The sequence below is a fragment of the Streptomyces sp. B1866 genome (assembly GCF_031932565.1).
Taxonomy (GTDB): domain Bacteria; phylum Actinomycetota; class Actinomycetes; order Streptomycetales; family Streptomycetaceae; genus Streptomyces.
On record NZ_JAVSCF010000155.1, the window covers coordinates 1 to 15,439 of the forward strand.

General features: G+C 75.1%; 13 protein-coding genes and 1 pseudogene. 8 read left to right on the top strand and 6 right to left on the bottom strand.

Features of this window, described 5'->3' with window-relative positions; genetic code table 11:
- The 3 genes and pseudogenes from RKE29_RS19645 to pheA all read left to right on the top strand — a co-directional run.
- Nucleotides 1–519 (top strand): annotated as a pseudogene (locus tag RKE29_RS19645) (hypothetical protein); the annotation flags it as partial.
- The gene (gene efeB / locus RKE29_RS19650) at nt 516–1,823 is read left to right on the top strand and encodes an iron uptake transporter deferrochelatase/peroxidase subunit (protein WP_312006765.1); all 1,308 of its coding nucleotides are present in this window, start codon (nt 516–518) and stop codon (nt 1,821–1,823) included. The pseudogene RKE29_RS19645 and the gene efeB, both read left to right, overlap by 4 nt.
- A gap of 551 nt (nt 1,824–2,374) precedes the next feature.
- Entirely contained in the window at nt 2,375–3,310 is a 936-nt protein-coding gene (pheA, locus tag RKE29_RS19655; protein WP_312006778.1) for a prephenate dehydratase, read from the top strand.
- Between the two features lie 166 nt (nt 3,311–3,476).
- Here pheA and trpS read toward each other — a convergent pair whose 3' ends face one another.
- Nucleotides 3,477–4,589 carry a tryptophan--tRNA ligase gene (trpS, locus tag RKE29_RS19660; RefSeq protein WP_312006766.1) on the bottom strand — a complete coding sequence of 371 codons (1,113 nt, stop codon included), beginning with the start codon at nt 4,587–4,589 and terminating at the stop codon, nt 3,477–3,479.
- A gap of 987 nt (nt 4,590–5,576) precedes the next feature.
- Between trpS and serS the strand changes: the two genes are divergently transcribed.
- Nucleotides 5,577–6,857 carry a serine--tRNA ligase gene (serS, locus tag RKE29_RS19665; RefSeq protein WP_312006767.1) on the top strand — a complete coding sequence of 427 codons (1,281 nt, stop codon included), beginning with the start codon at nt 5,577–5,579 and terminating at the stop codon, nt 6,855–6,857.
- A gap of 290 nt (nt 6,858–7,147) precedes the next feature.
- Here serS and RKE29_RS19670 read toward each other — a convergent pair whose 3' ends face one another.
- Nucleotides 7,148–7,609 (bottom strand): phospholipase, encoded by a 462-nt coding sequence (locus RKE29_RS19670; protein ID WP_312006768.1) that lies wholly within the window; start codon nt 7,607–7,609, stop codon nt 7,148–7,150.
- A 143-nt stretch (nt 7,610–7,752) separates the two neighbouring features.
- Nucleotides 7,753–8,901, bottom strand: a complete 1,149-nt coding sequence (locus RKE29_RS19675) for an Lrp/AsnC family transcriptional regulator (protein ID WP_312006770.1) — start codon at nt 8,899–8,901, stop codon at nt 7,753–7,755.
- Nucleotides 8,902–9,040: 139 nt separating this feature from the next.
- Between RKE29_RS19675 and RKE29_RS19680 the strand changes: the two genes are divergently transcribed.
- From RKE29_RS19680 to RKE29_RS19690, 3 genes are all read left to right on the top strand, one after another.
- A complete protein-coding gene (locus tag RKE29_RS19680) occupies nt 9,041–10,606 on the top strand; it encodes an MFS transporter (protein ID WP_312006771.1) in 1,566 nt (521 codons plus the stop codon).
- 337 nt (nt 10,607–10,943) lie between these two features.
- Nucleotides 10,944–11,846 (top strand): LysR family transcriptional regulator, encoded by a 903-nt coding sequence (locus tag RKE29_RS19685; protein ID WP_312006772.1) that lies wholly within the window; start codon nt 10,944–10,946, stop codon nt 11,844–11,846.
- Nucleotides 11,847–12,056: 210 nt separating this feature from the next.
- Nucleotides 12,057–13,001, top strand: a complete 945-nt coding sequence (locus RKE29_RS19690; protein ID WP_312006773.1) for an aminoglycoside phosphotransferase family protein — start codon at nt 12,057–12,059, stop codon at nt 12,999–13,001.
- A 36-nt stretch (nt 13,002–13,037) separates the two neighbouring features.
- Here the strand turns inward: RKE29_RS19690 and RKE29_RS19695 are convergent, their stop codons facing one another.
- Together RKE29_RS19695 and htpX are read right to left on the bottom strand one after the other, a co-directional pair.
- Nucleotides 13,038–13,655 (bottom strand): hypothetical protein, encoded by a 618-nt coding sequence (locus RKE29_RS19695; protein ID WP_312006774.1) that lies wholly within the window; start codon nt 13,653–13,655, stop codon nt 13,038–13,040.
- 5 nt (nt 13,656–13,660) lie between these two features.
- On the bottom strand, nt 13,661–14,560 hold the full coding sequence (htpX, locus tag RKE29_RS19700; RefSeq protein ID WP_312006775.1) for a zinc metalloprotease HtpX: 900 nt from the start codon (nt 14,558–14,560) through the stop codon (nt 13,661–13,663).
- Between the two features lie 308 nt (nt 14,561–14,868).
- Between htpX and RKE29_RS19705 the strand changes: the two genes are divergently transcribed.
- On the top strand, nt 14,869–15,147 hold the full coding sequence (locus RKE29_RS19705) for a hypothetical protein (RefSeq protein WP_312006776.1): 279 nt from the start codon (nt 14,869–14,871) through the stop codon (nt 15,145–15,147).
- Here RKE29_RS19705 and RKE29_RS19710 read toward each other — a convergent pair.
- Nucleotides 15,087–15,439 (bottom strand): HEAT repeat domain-containing protein (locus RKE29_RS19710; RefSeq protein ID WP_312006777.1); only part of this gene is annotated, 353 nt, incomplete at its 5' end. The two genes, RKE29_RS19705 and RKE29_RS19710, sit on opposite strands and share 61 nt — an antisense overlap.

Below are 15,439 nucleotides of genomic sequence, written 5' to 3' on the forward strand. Positions count from 1 at the left end.
GCCACCCGGCGGCGGCGCGACGCCGACCCGGCGCGCGGCGCGCTGCGCCGGTCGGTGCTCGCCGAGACCGGCGTCGCCGTCGCGCTGCTGGCGGTGGCGACCGTCCTGAGCGGCACCCAGCCCGGCCGGGCCGAGACCGAGCAGGCGGCGGCCCGCCGGTCCGCGGCGGCGGGGCCGGTCAGCCTCACCATCCCGTACGACACCGGCAGCAAGGCGGGGCGCGGGACCGCCGAGGCGACCGTCGACCCGGGCGGCGCCGGCAGCGACAACGAGGTGCACACGTACCTGACCGACCAGGCCGGGCGGCCCGTGGACGCCGAGGAGCTGAAGATGTCCTTCCGCCTGGCGGAGAAGAACCTGGGCCCGCTCGCCGTCCCTCTCGAACACCTTTCGACGGGACACTGGAGTGCCGCCCGCGTCCGCCTGCCCGTGCCGGGCGCGTGGACGCTGTCCCTGACCGTACGGACCTCCGACATCGACGAGGTGACGGAGACCAGGACCGTGAAGATCGGCCGATGAGCGAGCGAAAAGCGCGACGAGAAGTGACCTCCGCGGGCGCCGCGAGCGCCGAGGGCGCCGGGAAGGCCCAGGCCGCCGCGAAGGCCGGCGGCCTCTCGCGCCGCCGTCTGCTGGGCACGGCGGGCGCCGCGGGCGCGGCCGGTCTGGCGGCGGGCGGCGGGGTGGGCGCGTACGCCGCCGACGCCGCCCGGGACACTCCCACGGCCCTCACCACCGTCGGCGCCACCGCCGAGCCCTTCCACGGCGCGCACCAGCCGGGCATCACCACGCCGACCCACGCGTGCGGCCACCTCGTCGCCTTCGACCTCGCGCCGGGCGCGGACCGCAAGGCCGCCGCCGCGCTGCTGCGCCGCTGGTCGCGTACTGCCGGGCAGCTGATGGCGGGCCGCGCGCCGGAGGACGACACGGGCATCGCCCTGGACGCGGGGCCGTCGTCGCTCACGGTCACGTTCGGCTTCGGCCGCACGTTCTTCGGCCGGACCGGCCTGTCCGGGCAGCTGCCGGAGGCGCTGGCGCCGCTCCCCCGCTTCACCGCCGACGCGCTGGACCCGCGGCGCGGCGACGGCGACCTGTGGGCCCAGATCGGGGCGAACGACGCGCTCGTCGCCTTCCATGCCCTGCGCGCCCTCCAGCGGCAGGCCGCGGACACCGCCCTGACCCGCTGGCAGATGAACGGCTTCAACCGCGGGCCCGGGGCCACCGCGCGGCCCAGGACGATGCGCAACCTGATGGGCCAGGTGGACGGCACCAACAACCCCAAGCCCTCGGACCCCGACTTCCAGCAGCGCGTCTTCGTACCGGAGAACGGCTCGCCGGAGTGGATGGCGGGCGGCTCGTACGCGGTCGTACGGCGCATCCGGATGCTGCTGGACTCCTGGGACCACCTGTCGCGGGAACGGCAGGAGATGGTCATCGGGCGCCGCACGTCGGACGGCGCGCCGCTGTCCGGCGGCACCGAGACCACGCCCGCCGACCTGACGAAGATCAACCCGGACGGCTCGCTGGCGATCATGGGGGACGCGCACATCCGGGTCGCGGCGCCGGAGTCCAACCAGGGGGCGGCGATGCTGCGGCGCTCCTTCTCCTACCACGACGGCTTCCGCGACGACGGCGCGCCGGACGCGGGCCTGCTGTTCGTGGCGTGGCAGGCGGACCCGATGAAGGGGTTCGTGCCGGTGCAGCGGAAGCTGGACCGGGGCGACGGCCTGTCCCGCTTCCTGCGGCACGAGGCGAGCGGCCTGTTCGCGGTGCCGGGCGGGTGCGCGCCGGGCGAGTACGTGGGGCAGCGGCTGCTGGAGGGGTGAGGGCGCGGGCCGATCCGGGGCGCGCGCCACGGGCCGGGAGCCGGGGGCCGGGGGCCGGGGGCCGGGGGCCGGGGGCCGGGGGCCGGGGGCCGGGGGCCGGGGGCCGGGGGCCGGGGGCCGGGGCGGAAGGTGTCGGCACGCGCGGGCCGACGGTACGGGCAGCCGGGGGCGGCCGGACGGGCTGGCGGCCCCGCGCGTGCCGACGGTGTCGCCGGGCCGGGCCCCGGCTCGCCGCGTCGGCGCGGTGCGGCCCGTACGGACGGCCGGTGCAAGCGGCCCGTACGGACGGCCCGTACGGACGGCCCGTACGGACGGCCCGTACGGACGGCCCGTACGGACGGCCCGTACGGACGGCCGGTGCGGCGGCTCGTACGGACGGCCGGTGCGGGGCGCGCGGGAACGCCTTCCGTGCACGGGGCCCGTACGGACCCCCGAACGGTCTTTTCGGCCGAAGTCGGGCCCGCCGGTCCGGCCACCGGTAAAGGCGCCGCCGCGACCCCGGCGAGTGGGTATCGTGGCGGGGTCTTTCCTGACCACTGGAGGCCACGATGATGTCGGCCAGCCGCTACGCCTACCTGGGCCCCGAGGGCACCTTCACCGAGGCCGCCCTGCGGTCGCTGCCCGAGGCGGCGACGCGCGAGCTGGTTCCCATGGTGTCGGTGCCCGCGGCGCTGGACGCCGTGCGCTCGGGCGCCGCCGCCGCCGCGCTGGTTCCCATCGAGAACTCCGTCGAGGGCGGCGTCACGGCCACCCTGGACGAGCTGGCCACCGGCCGGCCGCTGATGATCTACCGCGAGGTGGTGCTTCCGATCGCCTTCGCGCTGCTCGCGCGGCCGGGTACCGCGCTGTCGGACGTGAAGACGGTGACCGGGCACCCGGTGGCGCAGCCGCAGGTCAGGCGGTGGCTGGCGGAGAACCTGCCGGACGCCCAGTGGGAGTCCGCCGCCTCGAACGCGGACGGCGCGCGGCTGGTGCAGGAGGGGCGGTTCGACGGGGCGTTCGCGGGCGAGTTCGCGGCGCCGCGGTACGGCCTTGAGGCGCTGGTCACCGAGATCCAGGACGCGCAGACCGCGACGACGCGCTTCGTGCTCGTCGGCCGCCCGGCCCGGCCCGCCGTCCGCACCGGGGCCGACAAGACGTCCCTGGTGATCTGGCTGGGCGACGACCACCCGGGCGCGCTGCTGGAGCTGCTCCAGGAGTTCGCGGCGCGCGGCGTCAACCTGATGCGGATCGAGTCCCGCCCGACCGGCGAGGGCATGGGCCGCTACTGCTTCTCGGTGGACTCCGAGGGGCACATCACGGACCGGCGGGTGGGGTCGGCCCTGATGGGGCTGAAGCGGATCTGCCCGAAGGTGCGGTTCCTCGGCTCGTACCCGCGCGCGGGCGTGCGGCCGGAGGACGTACCGCCGCTGCGGTCCGGCACGTCGGACGAGGAGTTCGACGCGGCGGCGGAGTGGCTGGCCCGCTGCCAGGACGGCCGGGCCTAGAGGCGCATCTTTCCATCCGGTGCCGTGCTCGGTGCCGTGCTTGGTGCCGTGCTTGGTGCCGTGCCCGGTGCCGGGCCGCGCGTCGGGGTCGGCCTGCCGCCCGCCGGCCGGACCCGGAGTACGGCGCGGCGGCGCGACCTGGCCCCCGGCCGGTGATCGGACGATGTCAGTAGTGGCTGTTCATCGCGGTGCACACCTCGGCGAGGGTGGCGTCGGCCACGGCCGCGGCCCGCTCGTTGCCCTCGCGCAGGATGCGGCGGAGGTGGGCGCGGTCCCGCGCGTACTCGCTCCGGCGGGCCCGGACCGGTGCCAGGTGCTCGTTGACCGCCTCGGTCACGGTCTTCTTCAGCGCTGCGGCGCCCCCGGAGCCGATGTCGGCGGCGACCTGCTCGGGGGTCCGGTTCTGGCAGAGGGCGGCCAGCAGCAGGAGCGAGGACACCTCCGGGCGGGCGGCCGGGTCGTAGGTGATGTGACGCTCGGAGTCCGTCCTGGCCCCCTTGATCAGGCGGGCGGTCTCGTCGGGTCCGGCGCCCAGGGCGATGGCGTTGCCCCGGCTCTTGCTCATCTTGGTGCCGTCCGTGCCGAGCAGGAGCGGCGCGCTCGACAGCAGGGCGTCGGGCTGCGGGAACACGGCGGCGCCGGAGCCGTAGCGGTCGTTGAAGCGGCGGGCGATGGTCCGGGTCAGCTCCAGGTGAGGCAGCTGGTCCCGGCCGACCGGGACCAGGTTCGCCTTGCAGAAGAGGATGTCGGCGGCCTGGTGGACGGGGTAGGTGAACATCAGCCCGTTGACGGCGGACTGCCGCGAGTGGGCGATCTCGTCCTTGACCGTGGGGTTGCGGCCGAGTTCGGCGGTGGAGACGAGGCTGAGGAAGGGCAGCAGCAGCTGGTTGAGGGCGGGGACGGCGCTGTGCGCGAAGATCGTGCTGCGCGCCGGGTCCACGCCGATGGCGAGGTAGTCCAGCACCAGACCCTCTACGTGCCCGGTCAGGTCGTCCGCCACGTCGCGGTCGGTCAGGACCTGGAGATCCGCGACGAGTACGAACATCTCCACGCCGAGGTTCTGGAGGCGTACCCGGTTGTGGAGCGTGCCGAAGTAGTGGCCGAGGTGCAGCTGACCGGTGGGGCGGTCGCCGGTCAGCACCCGGAACCGCCCCGGGTCGTCGCGGACCAGCTCCTCCAGCTCCGCGCTGCGAGCCTGCGCGGCGGACGTCCCGGCGGTGTCGGCGAGGGAGGCGGAGGCGGGGGATTCGGGTCGCGCGGTGCGGAGGGTGGTGTCCACGGGTGTCTCCTGGTGGGTCGGTGTCGCCGTCAGGACGACACCGACCCCGGTCCAGGGAACACGAAAGGGCCGTCCGTCCGAACGGCCCGGGTCGTGCGTGAGAGGCGGCCGCTCCTACGAGGAGCGCCACCAGCTCAGACACGACGAGAGATGCATGAGCGCAGCATAGCGTCAGCCTCGGGTGGTCCGGGGGAGACCGGCGGGGCGGGCGTCTCGGCCGTAGACGCGCCGCCGCGGCGGGCCGTGCGCACCCCAGCGGCGGCCGACCGGCCCAGCGGCGGCCGACCGGCCGGGGGCGGCCGACCGGTCCGGGGCGGGCGACCGGTCCGGGGACGGCGGCTGGCCCGGGGGTGGCGGCTGCTCACCGCCTGTCGGCCCGTTCTCCACACCGGCGAGCTGGCCCTTCGTGTTGTCCACAGAGTTATCCACAGGCCCCGTTCTCGACCTGGGGATAAGTCGACACGACGACTCGGCAACGGCCCCCGCGTCATCGACGCATCGCTTGGCCTCCACCTGGGCTTCCACAGACGGACACGCGGACGCCGTCACCACCGCTCCCCGCCCTCACCCCCCAGAGTGGGCGAATTCCACACGAAAGGGTGGCCGATCAAGGTTTGACAAGGGAATTCCCCAGAAGGGGCCACCAAACCGAATGATCGTTTCCCGACATCCACAGATCCCACACACAGCCTGTGGATAACCGGGGACCGAAGTGCTCCACCTGTGGACAACATCGCGCACCAACACCCCGCACCGACAGGGAAGTCGGTCAGCACCCGCCCCCCGCATCCCCCTTTCCAGCGATGTCCCGCGCAATTCATTGACAGGCGGCCAGGGGCGGCACCCCCGGACAGCACCCTGACGACCCCGGACCGGCCACGATCCAGCAAGTACCCCCGTAATGCCAACAAAGTGACAAAAGGGGCAAAATGCCATTCCGGGGAATATCGCGTCGAGAGCCGGAGGCCGCACCGGTAACCTGGTGCCGTGATCGACCTTCGTCTGCTCCGTGAGGACCCCGACCGTGTGCGCGCCTCCCAGCGTGCCCGTGGAGAGGACGTCGCCATCGTCGACGCGCTGCTCTCCGCCGACGAGCGGCGCAGGTCCTCCAGTGCCCGCTTCGACGCGCTGCGCGCCGAGCAGAAGACCCTCGGCAAGCGCATCCCCCGGGCGAGCGGCGAGGAGAAGGCGGAGCTGCTGGCGAAGGCGGGCGAGCTGGCGGCCGCCGTCAAGGCCGCCGACGCCGAGCAGGACGAGGCGGCCGAGGAGACCCAGCGCCTGCTGCTCCAGCTGGGCAACGTGGTCCACCCCGACGCGCCGGTCGGCGGCGAGGAGGACTTCGCCGTCCTGGAGACGGTGGGCACCCCGCGCGACTTCGCCGCCGAGGGCTTCGCGCCCCGGGACCACCTGGAGCTGGGCGAGCTGCTGGGCGCGATCGACACCGAGCGCGGCGCCAAGGTCTCCGGCTCCCGCTTCTACTACCTGACGGGCGTCGGCGCGCTGCTGGAGCTGGCGCTGGTGGGCGCCGCGATGGCCCAGGCCGCCGCCGCGGGCTTCACGCCCGTGCTCACCCCGGCCCTGGTCAAGCCGCGCGCCATGGAGGGCACGGGCTTCCTGGGCCAGGCCGCGGAGGACGTCTACCACCTCGGCAAGGACGACCTGTACCTGGTCGGCACCTCCGAGGTGCCGCTGGCGGCGTACCACATGGACGAGATCCTGGAGGCGGACGAGCTGCCGCGGCGCTATGCCGGGTTCTCGTCGTGCTTCCGCCGCGAGGCCGGGTCGTACGGGAAGGACACGCGCGGCATCTTCCGGGTGCACCAGTTCGACAAGGTGGAGATGTTCGTCTACACCTCCCCGGAGGACGCCGAGACCGAGCACCAGCGGCTGCTGGAGTGGGAGAGGCAGTGGCTGACCTCGCTGGAGCTGCCGTTCCGGGTGGTGGAGCTGGCCACGGGCGACCTCGGCGCGTCGGCGGCGCGGAAGTTCGACTGCGAGGCGTGGATTCCCACCCAGGGCCGGTACCGCGAGCTGACCTCGACGTCGAACACGACCGAGTTCCAGGCGCGGCGGCTGTCCATCCGGATGCGGGAGGGCAAGCGCGTACGGCCGCTGGCGACGCTCAACGGCACGCTGTGCGCGGTCACCCGGACCATCGTGGCCCTGCTGGAGAACCACCAGCAGGCCGACGGGTCGGTGCGGGTGCCGGAGGTGCTGCGGCCGCACCTGGGCGGGCGCGAGGTCCTGGAGCCGGTCACCCGGCGCTGAAGCCCGCGGGCGTCGGGGGCCGTGCGGTACGGGCCGTACGGGCTGTGCCGACCGTACGGACACGTGCGACCGTACGGACACGTCGGCCGTACGGGCCCGCGGGCCGCGTCGGTCGTACGACGCGCGCGGTGACGGTTCTTCGGCTTCCGGGCGCGGCCCCAGGGGTGACGCACCACACCCCCGGGGCCGCGCCGGAACTCCGGCGCCCGCCCGGACCCTGACCGCCGTCGGCGGCCGGTGCCGGGAGGCGAAGGGCCGCGAGCCGGGGTCCCGGCCCAGGGCCCGGGGCCTCAGCCGAAGGCCTTGACCGCCTGGTAGTACGTCCACGCCGTGCCGTCGCACGACGTCTTCGCCGCCCCGCCGTACTGGGCGCACACCCGCTTCAGGTCCTCGTAGAAGGCGCTGTCCAGGCGGGACTTGTTCGCGGCGAAGGTGCCCATCCGCTTGTAGTTGCGGTAGCCGAAGTCGTGCCGGGCGCAGGACAGCTTGAAGGGGAAGCCGAACGGGTTGTCGGGGCTGCTGCTGCAGTAGTCCGTGGTCCAGTCGAACGCGTACGCGGCCCAGGCGCCCAGGTCGTTGCGGGCTGAGAGCCAGGCGTCGTAGCTGGTGACGCTGGTCTGCGTCCAGCTCGACAGGACCTCCGGCTTGTCGGCCGGGACCGCCTCGGCGGGCGCGGCGGCCAGGACGACGGCGGCAGCGGTGGTGACCGCGCCGGTGGCGACACGTGCTGCACGAGCGGCGAGAGTGCCCATGGTTCCTCCGAGACCGGCGCGGCCCCTCCGGGAGGGGCCGCGCCGTGTGGGGACGGGGTGAATACGGGTGTGGCGCTCTCTCAGCTTTCGGCAGGGTCCTGACAAAAAACCATGAGGTTCACCGTCTTTGGCGTGAACGCATGTCAACCGATCGAGGTAATCCGGTGTGTGGTCCACGGCGGCCCCAGAAGCGGGCCCGGCCCCTTGACCCTGCGGATCACCGGAGACATCTCCATCCGGCCCACGGCGGGCAGGGCGGCGATCCGCGTCGTCACGTAGCGGTAGAGGGCGGGGCTGTCCCGGCAGCACACGCACGCCAGGAGGTTGTGCGGGCCGGTGGTCGCGCACGCGAAGGCCACCTCCGGGTGCCCGGCAAGCGCCTCCCCGGTGGCGGCCAGTTCGGAGGGCGGCGCCGACAGCCACAGCATGGCGCTGGCGCCGAGGCCGAAGATCCGCAGGTCGTAGTCCACGTCGTAGTAGAGCGTGCCGTCCGCGCGCAGGTCGGCCAGGCGGCGCCGTACGGTCGACTGCGACCAGCCGCTCGCGGCCGCCAGTTCGGCGAGGCCCGCCCGGCCGTCGCGAGCCAGTACGGCCAGCATCCGGTGGTCGGCGTCCCCGAGCGGGCCCGGGCCGGGACGGACGGCGGGACCGGCGGCGGGACGGACCGTCGGACCGGCGGTGGGACCGGCGCGCGGACCGGCCGGGGCGACCTCGGGTTCCGGCCGTGCCGGACGCAGCCGCTCGGCCTCCTCCTCGGTCAGCGCACCGGACTTGTTCACGTGCCCGAGCGCACCCCCGTAGAACTCGTGCAGGACGCAGTGCGCCGTCAGCGCCACCACGCGCGGGGTGCGCGGCAGTTGGCGCAGCAGCAGGGTGTCGGTGTCCCGGCTGGTGGCCGCGCGGGTGACGGCGCCGATCTCCGTGCCGCCGGACAGCAGGGACACCCAGGACGTGTCGGGGCGGCGGGCCAGCGCCTCGGCCACCGACACGGCGGAGTCGGGCGTGCACTGCACCCGCACCATCCAGACCACCTCGCCCAGCGACTCGGGCTCGGTGAGCCCGAGGACCTTGATCAGGCCGGCCGAGCGCAGCCGGGTGTAGCGGCGTGCGACGGTCTGGTCGGAGACGCCGAGCACGGCGGCGAGGCGGCTGAACGGCACCCGGCCGTCGATCTGGAGGGCGTGCACGATCTTCCGGTCGAGGTCGTCGGCGGCGTACGGGCCGAAGGCGCGCGGTCCGGCCGCCGGCCCCGGGCCGCCGCCCGCCGACCCGGACGGGATGTCGGATTTCACCGCTTCACGCTATCCGAATGTCGGTTTCCGCCGCGCGGCCGGGGCGTGGCTGGAGGAGGGCGGCGGGGGCCGCGGAGCCTGGGGACGCGGGGGCGGCAGGGGGCCGTGCCCGGTCACCTGCCCTTCCGGAGTTCGAGTCATGCGAAGAAAATGGTGGCCGCTCGCGGCCATCACCCTCGGCAATTTCATGCTGCTCATCGACGTCACCATCGTGAACACCGCCCTGCCGCAGATGGCGCGCGGCCTCGACGCCTCCTTCACCTCCCTCCAGTGGGTGATGGACGTCTACGCGCTGGCGCTCGCCGCCCTGCTGATGGCGGCAGGTTCCGCGGCCGACCTGTTCGGCAGGCGCCGCCTGTACCTGGGCGGGCTCGCGCTGTTCGCGCTCGCCTCGCTGGCCTGCGGGCTCGCGCCGGACGCCGGGACGCTGATCGCGGCCCGCGCGGTGCAGGGCGTGGGCGCGGCGGCGATGTTCGCCACCAACACGCCGCTGCTGATGGCCACCTACTCCGGTCGCGACCGCGCCACGGCCTTCGGCGTGTGGGGCGGCACGAGCGGGGCGGCCGCGGCGGCCGGCCCGGTGCTGGGCGGGCTGCTGACCGAGTACGCCGACTGGCGGGCGATCTTCCTGGTCAACCTGCCGCTGACGGTGGTCGCGGTGTGGCTGACGGTCCGTACGGTCGGCGAGTCGCGCGGAGCGCCGGGGGCGCGCGTGGACTGGCCGGGCGCCGCCACCTTCACGCTGTACGCCGGGGGCCTGATGTACGGGCTGATCCGGGGCGGCGAGGAGGGCTGGTCCGACACCGGCACGGTCGCCGCGCTGGCCGGGTCGGGGCTGGCGCTGCTGCTGTTCGCGGCCGTGGAGCGCGGCGCCCGGCAGCCGCTGCTGGACCTCGGGCTGCTGCGCCGCCCGGCGTTCGCCGTGCTGATGGCGGCCGCCCTGCTGATGCAGGCCGCCGCCTTCCCGTACCTGACCTACACCGGGCTGTGGACGCAGTCGGTGCTGGGCCTGAGCCCCGTCCAGGCCGGTCTGGCGGTCACCCCGATGGCGGCGACGGCGCTGGTCGTCGGCGCGGCGGGCGGCCGGGTGCTGGAGCGGGTCGCGCCGGGCCGGGCGATCGGCGCCGGGCTGCTGCTGGTCGGCGCGGGCGCGCTGGTCAACACGCTGCTGCTGGAGTCCGGTTCGAGCTGGCCGGCGCTGGTGCCCGGCCTGGTGCTGGTCGGCCTCGGCATCGGTCTGGCCATGCCGGTGCTGGTGGCGGCGGCGCTGGGCGCGGCTCCCCCGGAGCGTTCGGGCATGGCGAGCGGCGCGGTCAACACCTTCCGGCAGCTCGGCTACGCGCTGGGCATCGCCGTGCTGGGCACGGTGTTCGCCACGCGCGTACGGGACGTCTTCGGCGGCAGCGGCGCCGTGCCCGCGCGGGACGCCGACCGGGCCGCCGAGGCCGTCAGCGGCGGGCACGCCGAGGCGGTGGTGCACGCGGCGCCGGAGGGTGCGGCGCGGCAGGCGGTGGAGCACGCGGTGCGCGAGGCGTTCGCGTCCGGGCTGGACCGGATCTGCCTGATCGCGGGGGCGGCCGGGGTCGCGGCGGGCCTGCTGGTGCTCGCGGTCGTACGGGGCGGCCCGGCCGCGTACGGGCCCGGGCCGCGGCCGGCGGGCGGGGCGGAGCGGATGGAGCCGTCTGCGGAGGCGGTCGGGACCTGACGGCCCGCCGGACGTAATGGGCCCGCCGGGCGGAACAGGCCCGCCGCTCCAACGGCCCGTCGATGCGACGGCCCGGGACCTGCCGTGGTGGGGCCCGGCCGGGCGTCGGCAGCGGGCCGGCCGCGAGGCGGGCAGTGGAGCGGGCGGGCGGGGGTGCCCGCTCCGCCCGTCGGGCAGGCGGGTCGACACCCGTCACGGGGCCGCCGTGCGGTCCGGATCGGCACGGCGGCCCGGTGACGGGTTGCCGCCCTTGGCCCTGTGTCGATCGTCGGGCCGAGAGCACCCCCAAGTCAATCCGCGGGTTTCCTTCCAAAGGCCTTAGCTATAGCTTGGGTTGGTGACCCTCGACGACCTGCGGGCCTTCACCGCCATCTGCGAGACGGGCAGTCTCAGCGCGGTGGCCCGGGACCTGGGCTGCACCCAGTCGGCCGTCAGCCAGCGCGTCCGGCGGCTGGAGCGGGAGCTGGGCGTCGCCCTGCTGGAGCGGCAGCCGCGCGGCGTGGCGCCCACGCCCGCCGGGCGGATCCTGCACCGCGCGTCCGCCGACGGCCTCGGCAGCCTCGACCAGGCCCTGCGTCACCTACGCGACCTGCGGCAGGGCGACGGCGGCACGGTCCGGGTCACCACCGGGGCGACGACGGTGCGGCACTTCATGGCGGCGGGCGTGGTGGAGTTCCGGCGGCGGCACCCGAGGGTGAGCCTGGAGTTCCAGACCGAGAACTCCAGCCGCCGCTGCTTCGAGGCGCTGGCCGCCGGCACCGCCGACCTGGCCTGGATCACCATCGGCCCGCCGGTGCGGGGCGTGGAGCAGCGGCCGGTCATGGAGCTGCCGTGGGTGCTGGCCGTACGGACCGACGACCCGCTCGCCACGCGCGCCGAGATCGGCGCCGACGACCTGGCGGGCATCCGGCATATCCGGCTGCCGGAGAACTCCATCTCCCGGCTGCGCCTGGAGGAGCACCTCACCCGGCAGGGCACCGAGCCGGTCTCCACGACCAGCGTGGCCGACTGGGACACCGCCATCCTCCTGGCCGAGCTGGGCCTGGGTCACGCGGTCGTGCCCGCGCTGCCCGGCTGGCGGGACGCGTCCGAGCACCCCTCGGAGCACCCGGCGCTGCGGCTGATCCCCATCCCCTCGCTGCCGCCGCTGGCGGCGGGCTGGGCGGTGCGGCAGTGGGAGGCGCTGAGCCCGGTGGCGGTGGAGTTCGCCGAGACGGTGGCGGCGAGCCTGAAGCCGTGACCCGGGCGGCGGTCGGGCGGGTGGGCTCGGCGGGGGAGCCGCCGGTCAGCTGTGACAGGGGGACTGGGAGCATGGACGAGGTTTGAAACGTTGAAGCGGCAGAAGGCGCCGGATGCGTGCGGGGACGCCGTGCCCACGCCGCCGCGCCGCCCGTTCCCCCCCACCGCCGTGCCGCACCACCGCACGCCGTACCGAGGAGACACCCGCCCCATGCCGCGCATCGTCATTCCCGACAAACTGGCCGCCTACCACGCCGAGTACACCGGCGACGACGGCGGCCCCGGCTGGCTCGCCGGGCTGCCGGGCCTGGCGGAGGAGTACCTGGAGCGGTGGGACCTGCGGCCGGACGGCGACGCGCACCACGGCATGGTGGCGCTCGTCCTTCCCGTGCGCCGCGCGGACGGCACGCCCGCCGCGCTGAAGCTCCAGCCGGTGAACGACGAGAACGACGGCGAGCCGACCGCCCTGCGCGTCTGGGACGGCGACGGCGCGGTACGGCTGCTGGACAGCGCCCCGGAGACCGGCACGATGCTGCTGGAGCGGCTGGACGGACACCGCACGCTCCAGACCGTGCCGGACGACGAGGCGGCCCTGCTGACCCTCTCCCAGCTGCTGGCCCGCCTGGTCGCCACGCCTGCCCCGCCCGGCATGCGCACGCTCGCCGACATCGCGGGCGCGATGCTGAAGGAGGCCCCGGACGTGCGGCGCAAGCTCGGCGACGACGACGAGCGCCGCCTGCTGGAGACCTGCGCGGCGGCCGTGGCCGAGGTGATCGGCGAGCCGGGCGACCGGATGCTGCACTGGGACCTGCACTACGAGAACGTCCTCGCCCCGCTGCCCGGCTCGGGCCGCGAGCCGTGGCTGGCCATCGACCCCAAGCCGCTCGCCGGTGACCCGGGCTTCGACCTGCTGCCCGCGATAGGCAACCGCTGGGAGGACATCACCGCCACCGGCGACGTCCCGCGCACCGTGCGCCGCCGCTTCGACCTGATGACGGAGGTGCTGGGCCTGGACCGGGGCCGGGCGGCGCGCTGGACGCTGGGCCGGGTGCTTCAGAACAGCCTGTGGGACGTGGAGGACGAGGCGGACGGCGAGGGCGAGATGACGGAGGAGCAGTTCGCCGTCGGCGAGGCGCTGCTGCCGTACCTGGCATGACGCCGACCGGAGGGGCGGACGCCGGGGCGGGCCGGGTCACAGGCCCGGCGCGCCCCAGACCGGGAACCAGCGGCTCAGGTCCTCCTCCACGCGCAGGTCGTCGCCGAGCAGGGCGCGCACCTGGAGTTCCAGGCCGTTGTCGCGCCGCTCGGCGGGGCCTGGCAGCGGGGCGAAGGGGTAGAAGGTGCCGCGCTTGTACAGGTAGACGAGCGCGAGCGACCGGCCGCCTTCCCCCACGCCGCCTTCCCCCACGCCGTCTCCGCCCGCGCGGAAGCCGACCAGCGAGCACAGCAGCTGCGGGCCGAAGCCCGCGTCCTGGAGCAGCGTGTTGACCGCGTGCAGGTCGCCCACCAGGTCGGTCACGCCGCCCGGCGGGTGGCGGGCGAGCAGCCAGGTGTAGCCGTACGCGTCGCGGCTGAACTCGACCGGCACCCCGCCGCGGCCGGTGTCCGCGTCCAGCAGCGCCCGCACCTCGTCCCGCAGCCCGGCGAAGGCGCCGCCCTCCACGCTCGCGAAGCACACCGAGCCGAGCCCGGTGGGCGTGAACCCGGCGCCCGCCTCCAGCGTGACGGCGGCGGACGGCAGGGCGAACAGCCGGTCCAGGTCGGGGCGTACGGGCCTGCTGCGGCCCAGCAGCGTGTCCCACCAGCCCATGCGCCTCAGCTCCTCGCCAGCTCGGCGGAGATCCGGCCGAGCTGGTCCAGCCGCTGCTCCAGGGTCGGGTGCGAGGACAGCAGGCTGCTCAGGCTCTGCCCGGACAGGGCCGGGGCGAAGAAGAACGCGTTGTACGGCTCGGCCCGCCGCAGGTCGCGGGTGGGGATGCGGGCCATCTGCCCGGTCACCTTGGTCAGCGCGGAGGCGAGTGCCGAGGGCCGGCCGGTCAGCAGCGCGCCGGCCCGGTCGGCCGACAGCTCGCGGTAGCGGGACAGCAGCCGGGTCAGCAGGAAGCTGATCACGTAGACGATGGCGCTGACCAGCGGGACGAGCAGGGCGACGAGGGCCGCGCTGCTGTCCCGGCTGTTGCGGCCCAGGCCCGTCCACAGGGCCATCCGCGTCATGAAGCCCGCCAGCACGCCCAAGAACGAGGCGATGGTCATCACGGCCACGTCCCGGTGCGCCACGTGCGACAGTTCGTGGGCCAGCACGCCCTCCAGCTCCTCCGGCTCCAGCCGCCGCAGCAGGCCGGTGGTGGCGCACACGAGGGCGTTGCGCTGGTTGCGCCCGGTGGCGAACGCGTTCGGCACGTCGCTGTCGGCCACGGCCACGCGCGGCTTGGGCATGTCGGCGAGCGCGCACAGCCGGTCCACCGCGCCGTGCAGCTCGGGCGCCTGCTCAGGGGTGACCTCGCGCGCGCCCATGGCGAAGGCCGCGATCCGGTCGCTGAACCAGAACTGGGCCACGAACAGGACGCCCGCGACCAGCAGGATCACCGGCCAGGCGCCGCGCAGCAGCACCATCAGGGCGCCGACGAAGACCACGTACAGCAGCCCGATGAGGAACATCGTGGTCACCATGCGGGTGGCCAGGCCCCGGTCGGGGGCGAAACGCGTGCGCGGCATGGGTGAGCACCTACCTCCACAGCCCTCGGCGCGGCCTCGCGGCGGCCCGCGAGGCGGTAGGGCCCGCGCGGCGCGGCCGACCCTGCCGACCGGTCCGGGCCGCCCGGTCCTCACCTCGATTGTCCTCCCTCGCGCCCTGTGCGGCGCATAAGGAAGATCGCAATGATTGTCCCGTTCCGACCGTGCCGGGCCCGCCGTACCGCACGTCCGGCCCGGGCCCGCGGGTCGCTCCTCGGCGCGTACGGACCGTGCGGTCGCCGTCGCCGCGGGTGTTGCCCGCGCTGTCGTGATGCGCCACGATGCGCGGCATGAGCCTCATGACCGACGGCGAAGCTCCGGGTCCTGTGCGGTTCTTCCTCGCCTGCGACCGGGTGGGCTGCCAGGAGCGGGTCTGCTTCGATCTCGTGATCGCCGAGCCGCCTCCGGACCGCGACGCGGACCTGTTCGGCCACCTGCTGCACGAGGCGGGCCAGGCCGCGCCGTACATCAGGGAGCTGGGCTGGATGTTCATCGAGGGCGGGGAGGGCTACTGGTGCCCGGCCTGTTCCCGGCCGGGCCGCCGCCCGCCGCCGGCCGCGGGCCCCTGAACCGCCGCGGGCGCCTGGTCGGCCACGAGCCCCTGATCCGCCACTAGCCCCTGATCCGCCACGGGTCCCTGATCCGCCCGGTGTGCCGCGCCCGCCAGCCGTGCGTAGCCGCGCACGTCGGCGTCCGGGTCGGCGGCGGCCGAGGCGAGCGCGGCCTCGGTGCCGGGGTGGCCGGGGTGGTGGCCCAGGGACCGTACGGCCGCCTTGCGGACGTCGGCGTGCGGGTCTGCGAGGGCGGCGGCCAGCGCGGGCACGGCCGTCGCGCCGGGCGCGGCGGCGAGCGCGGTGGCCG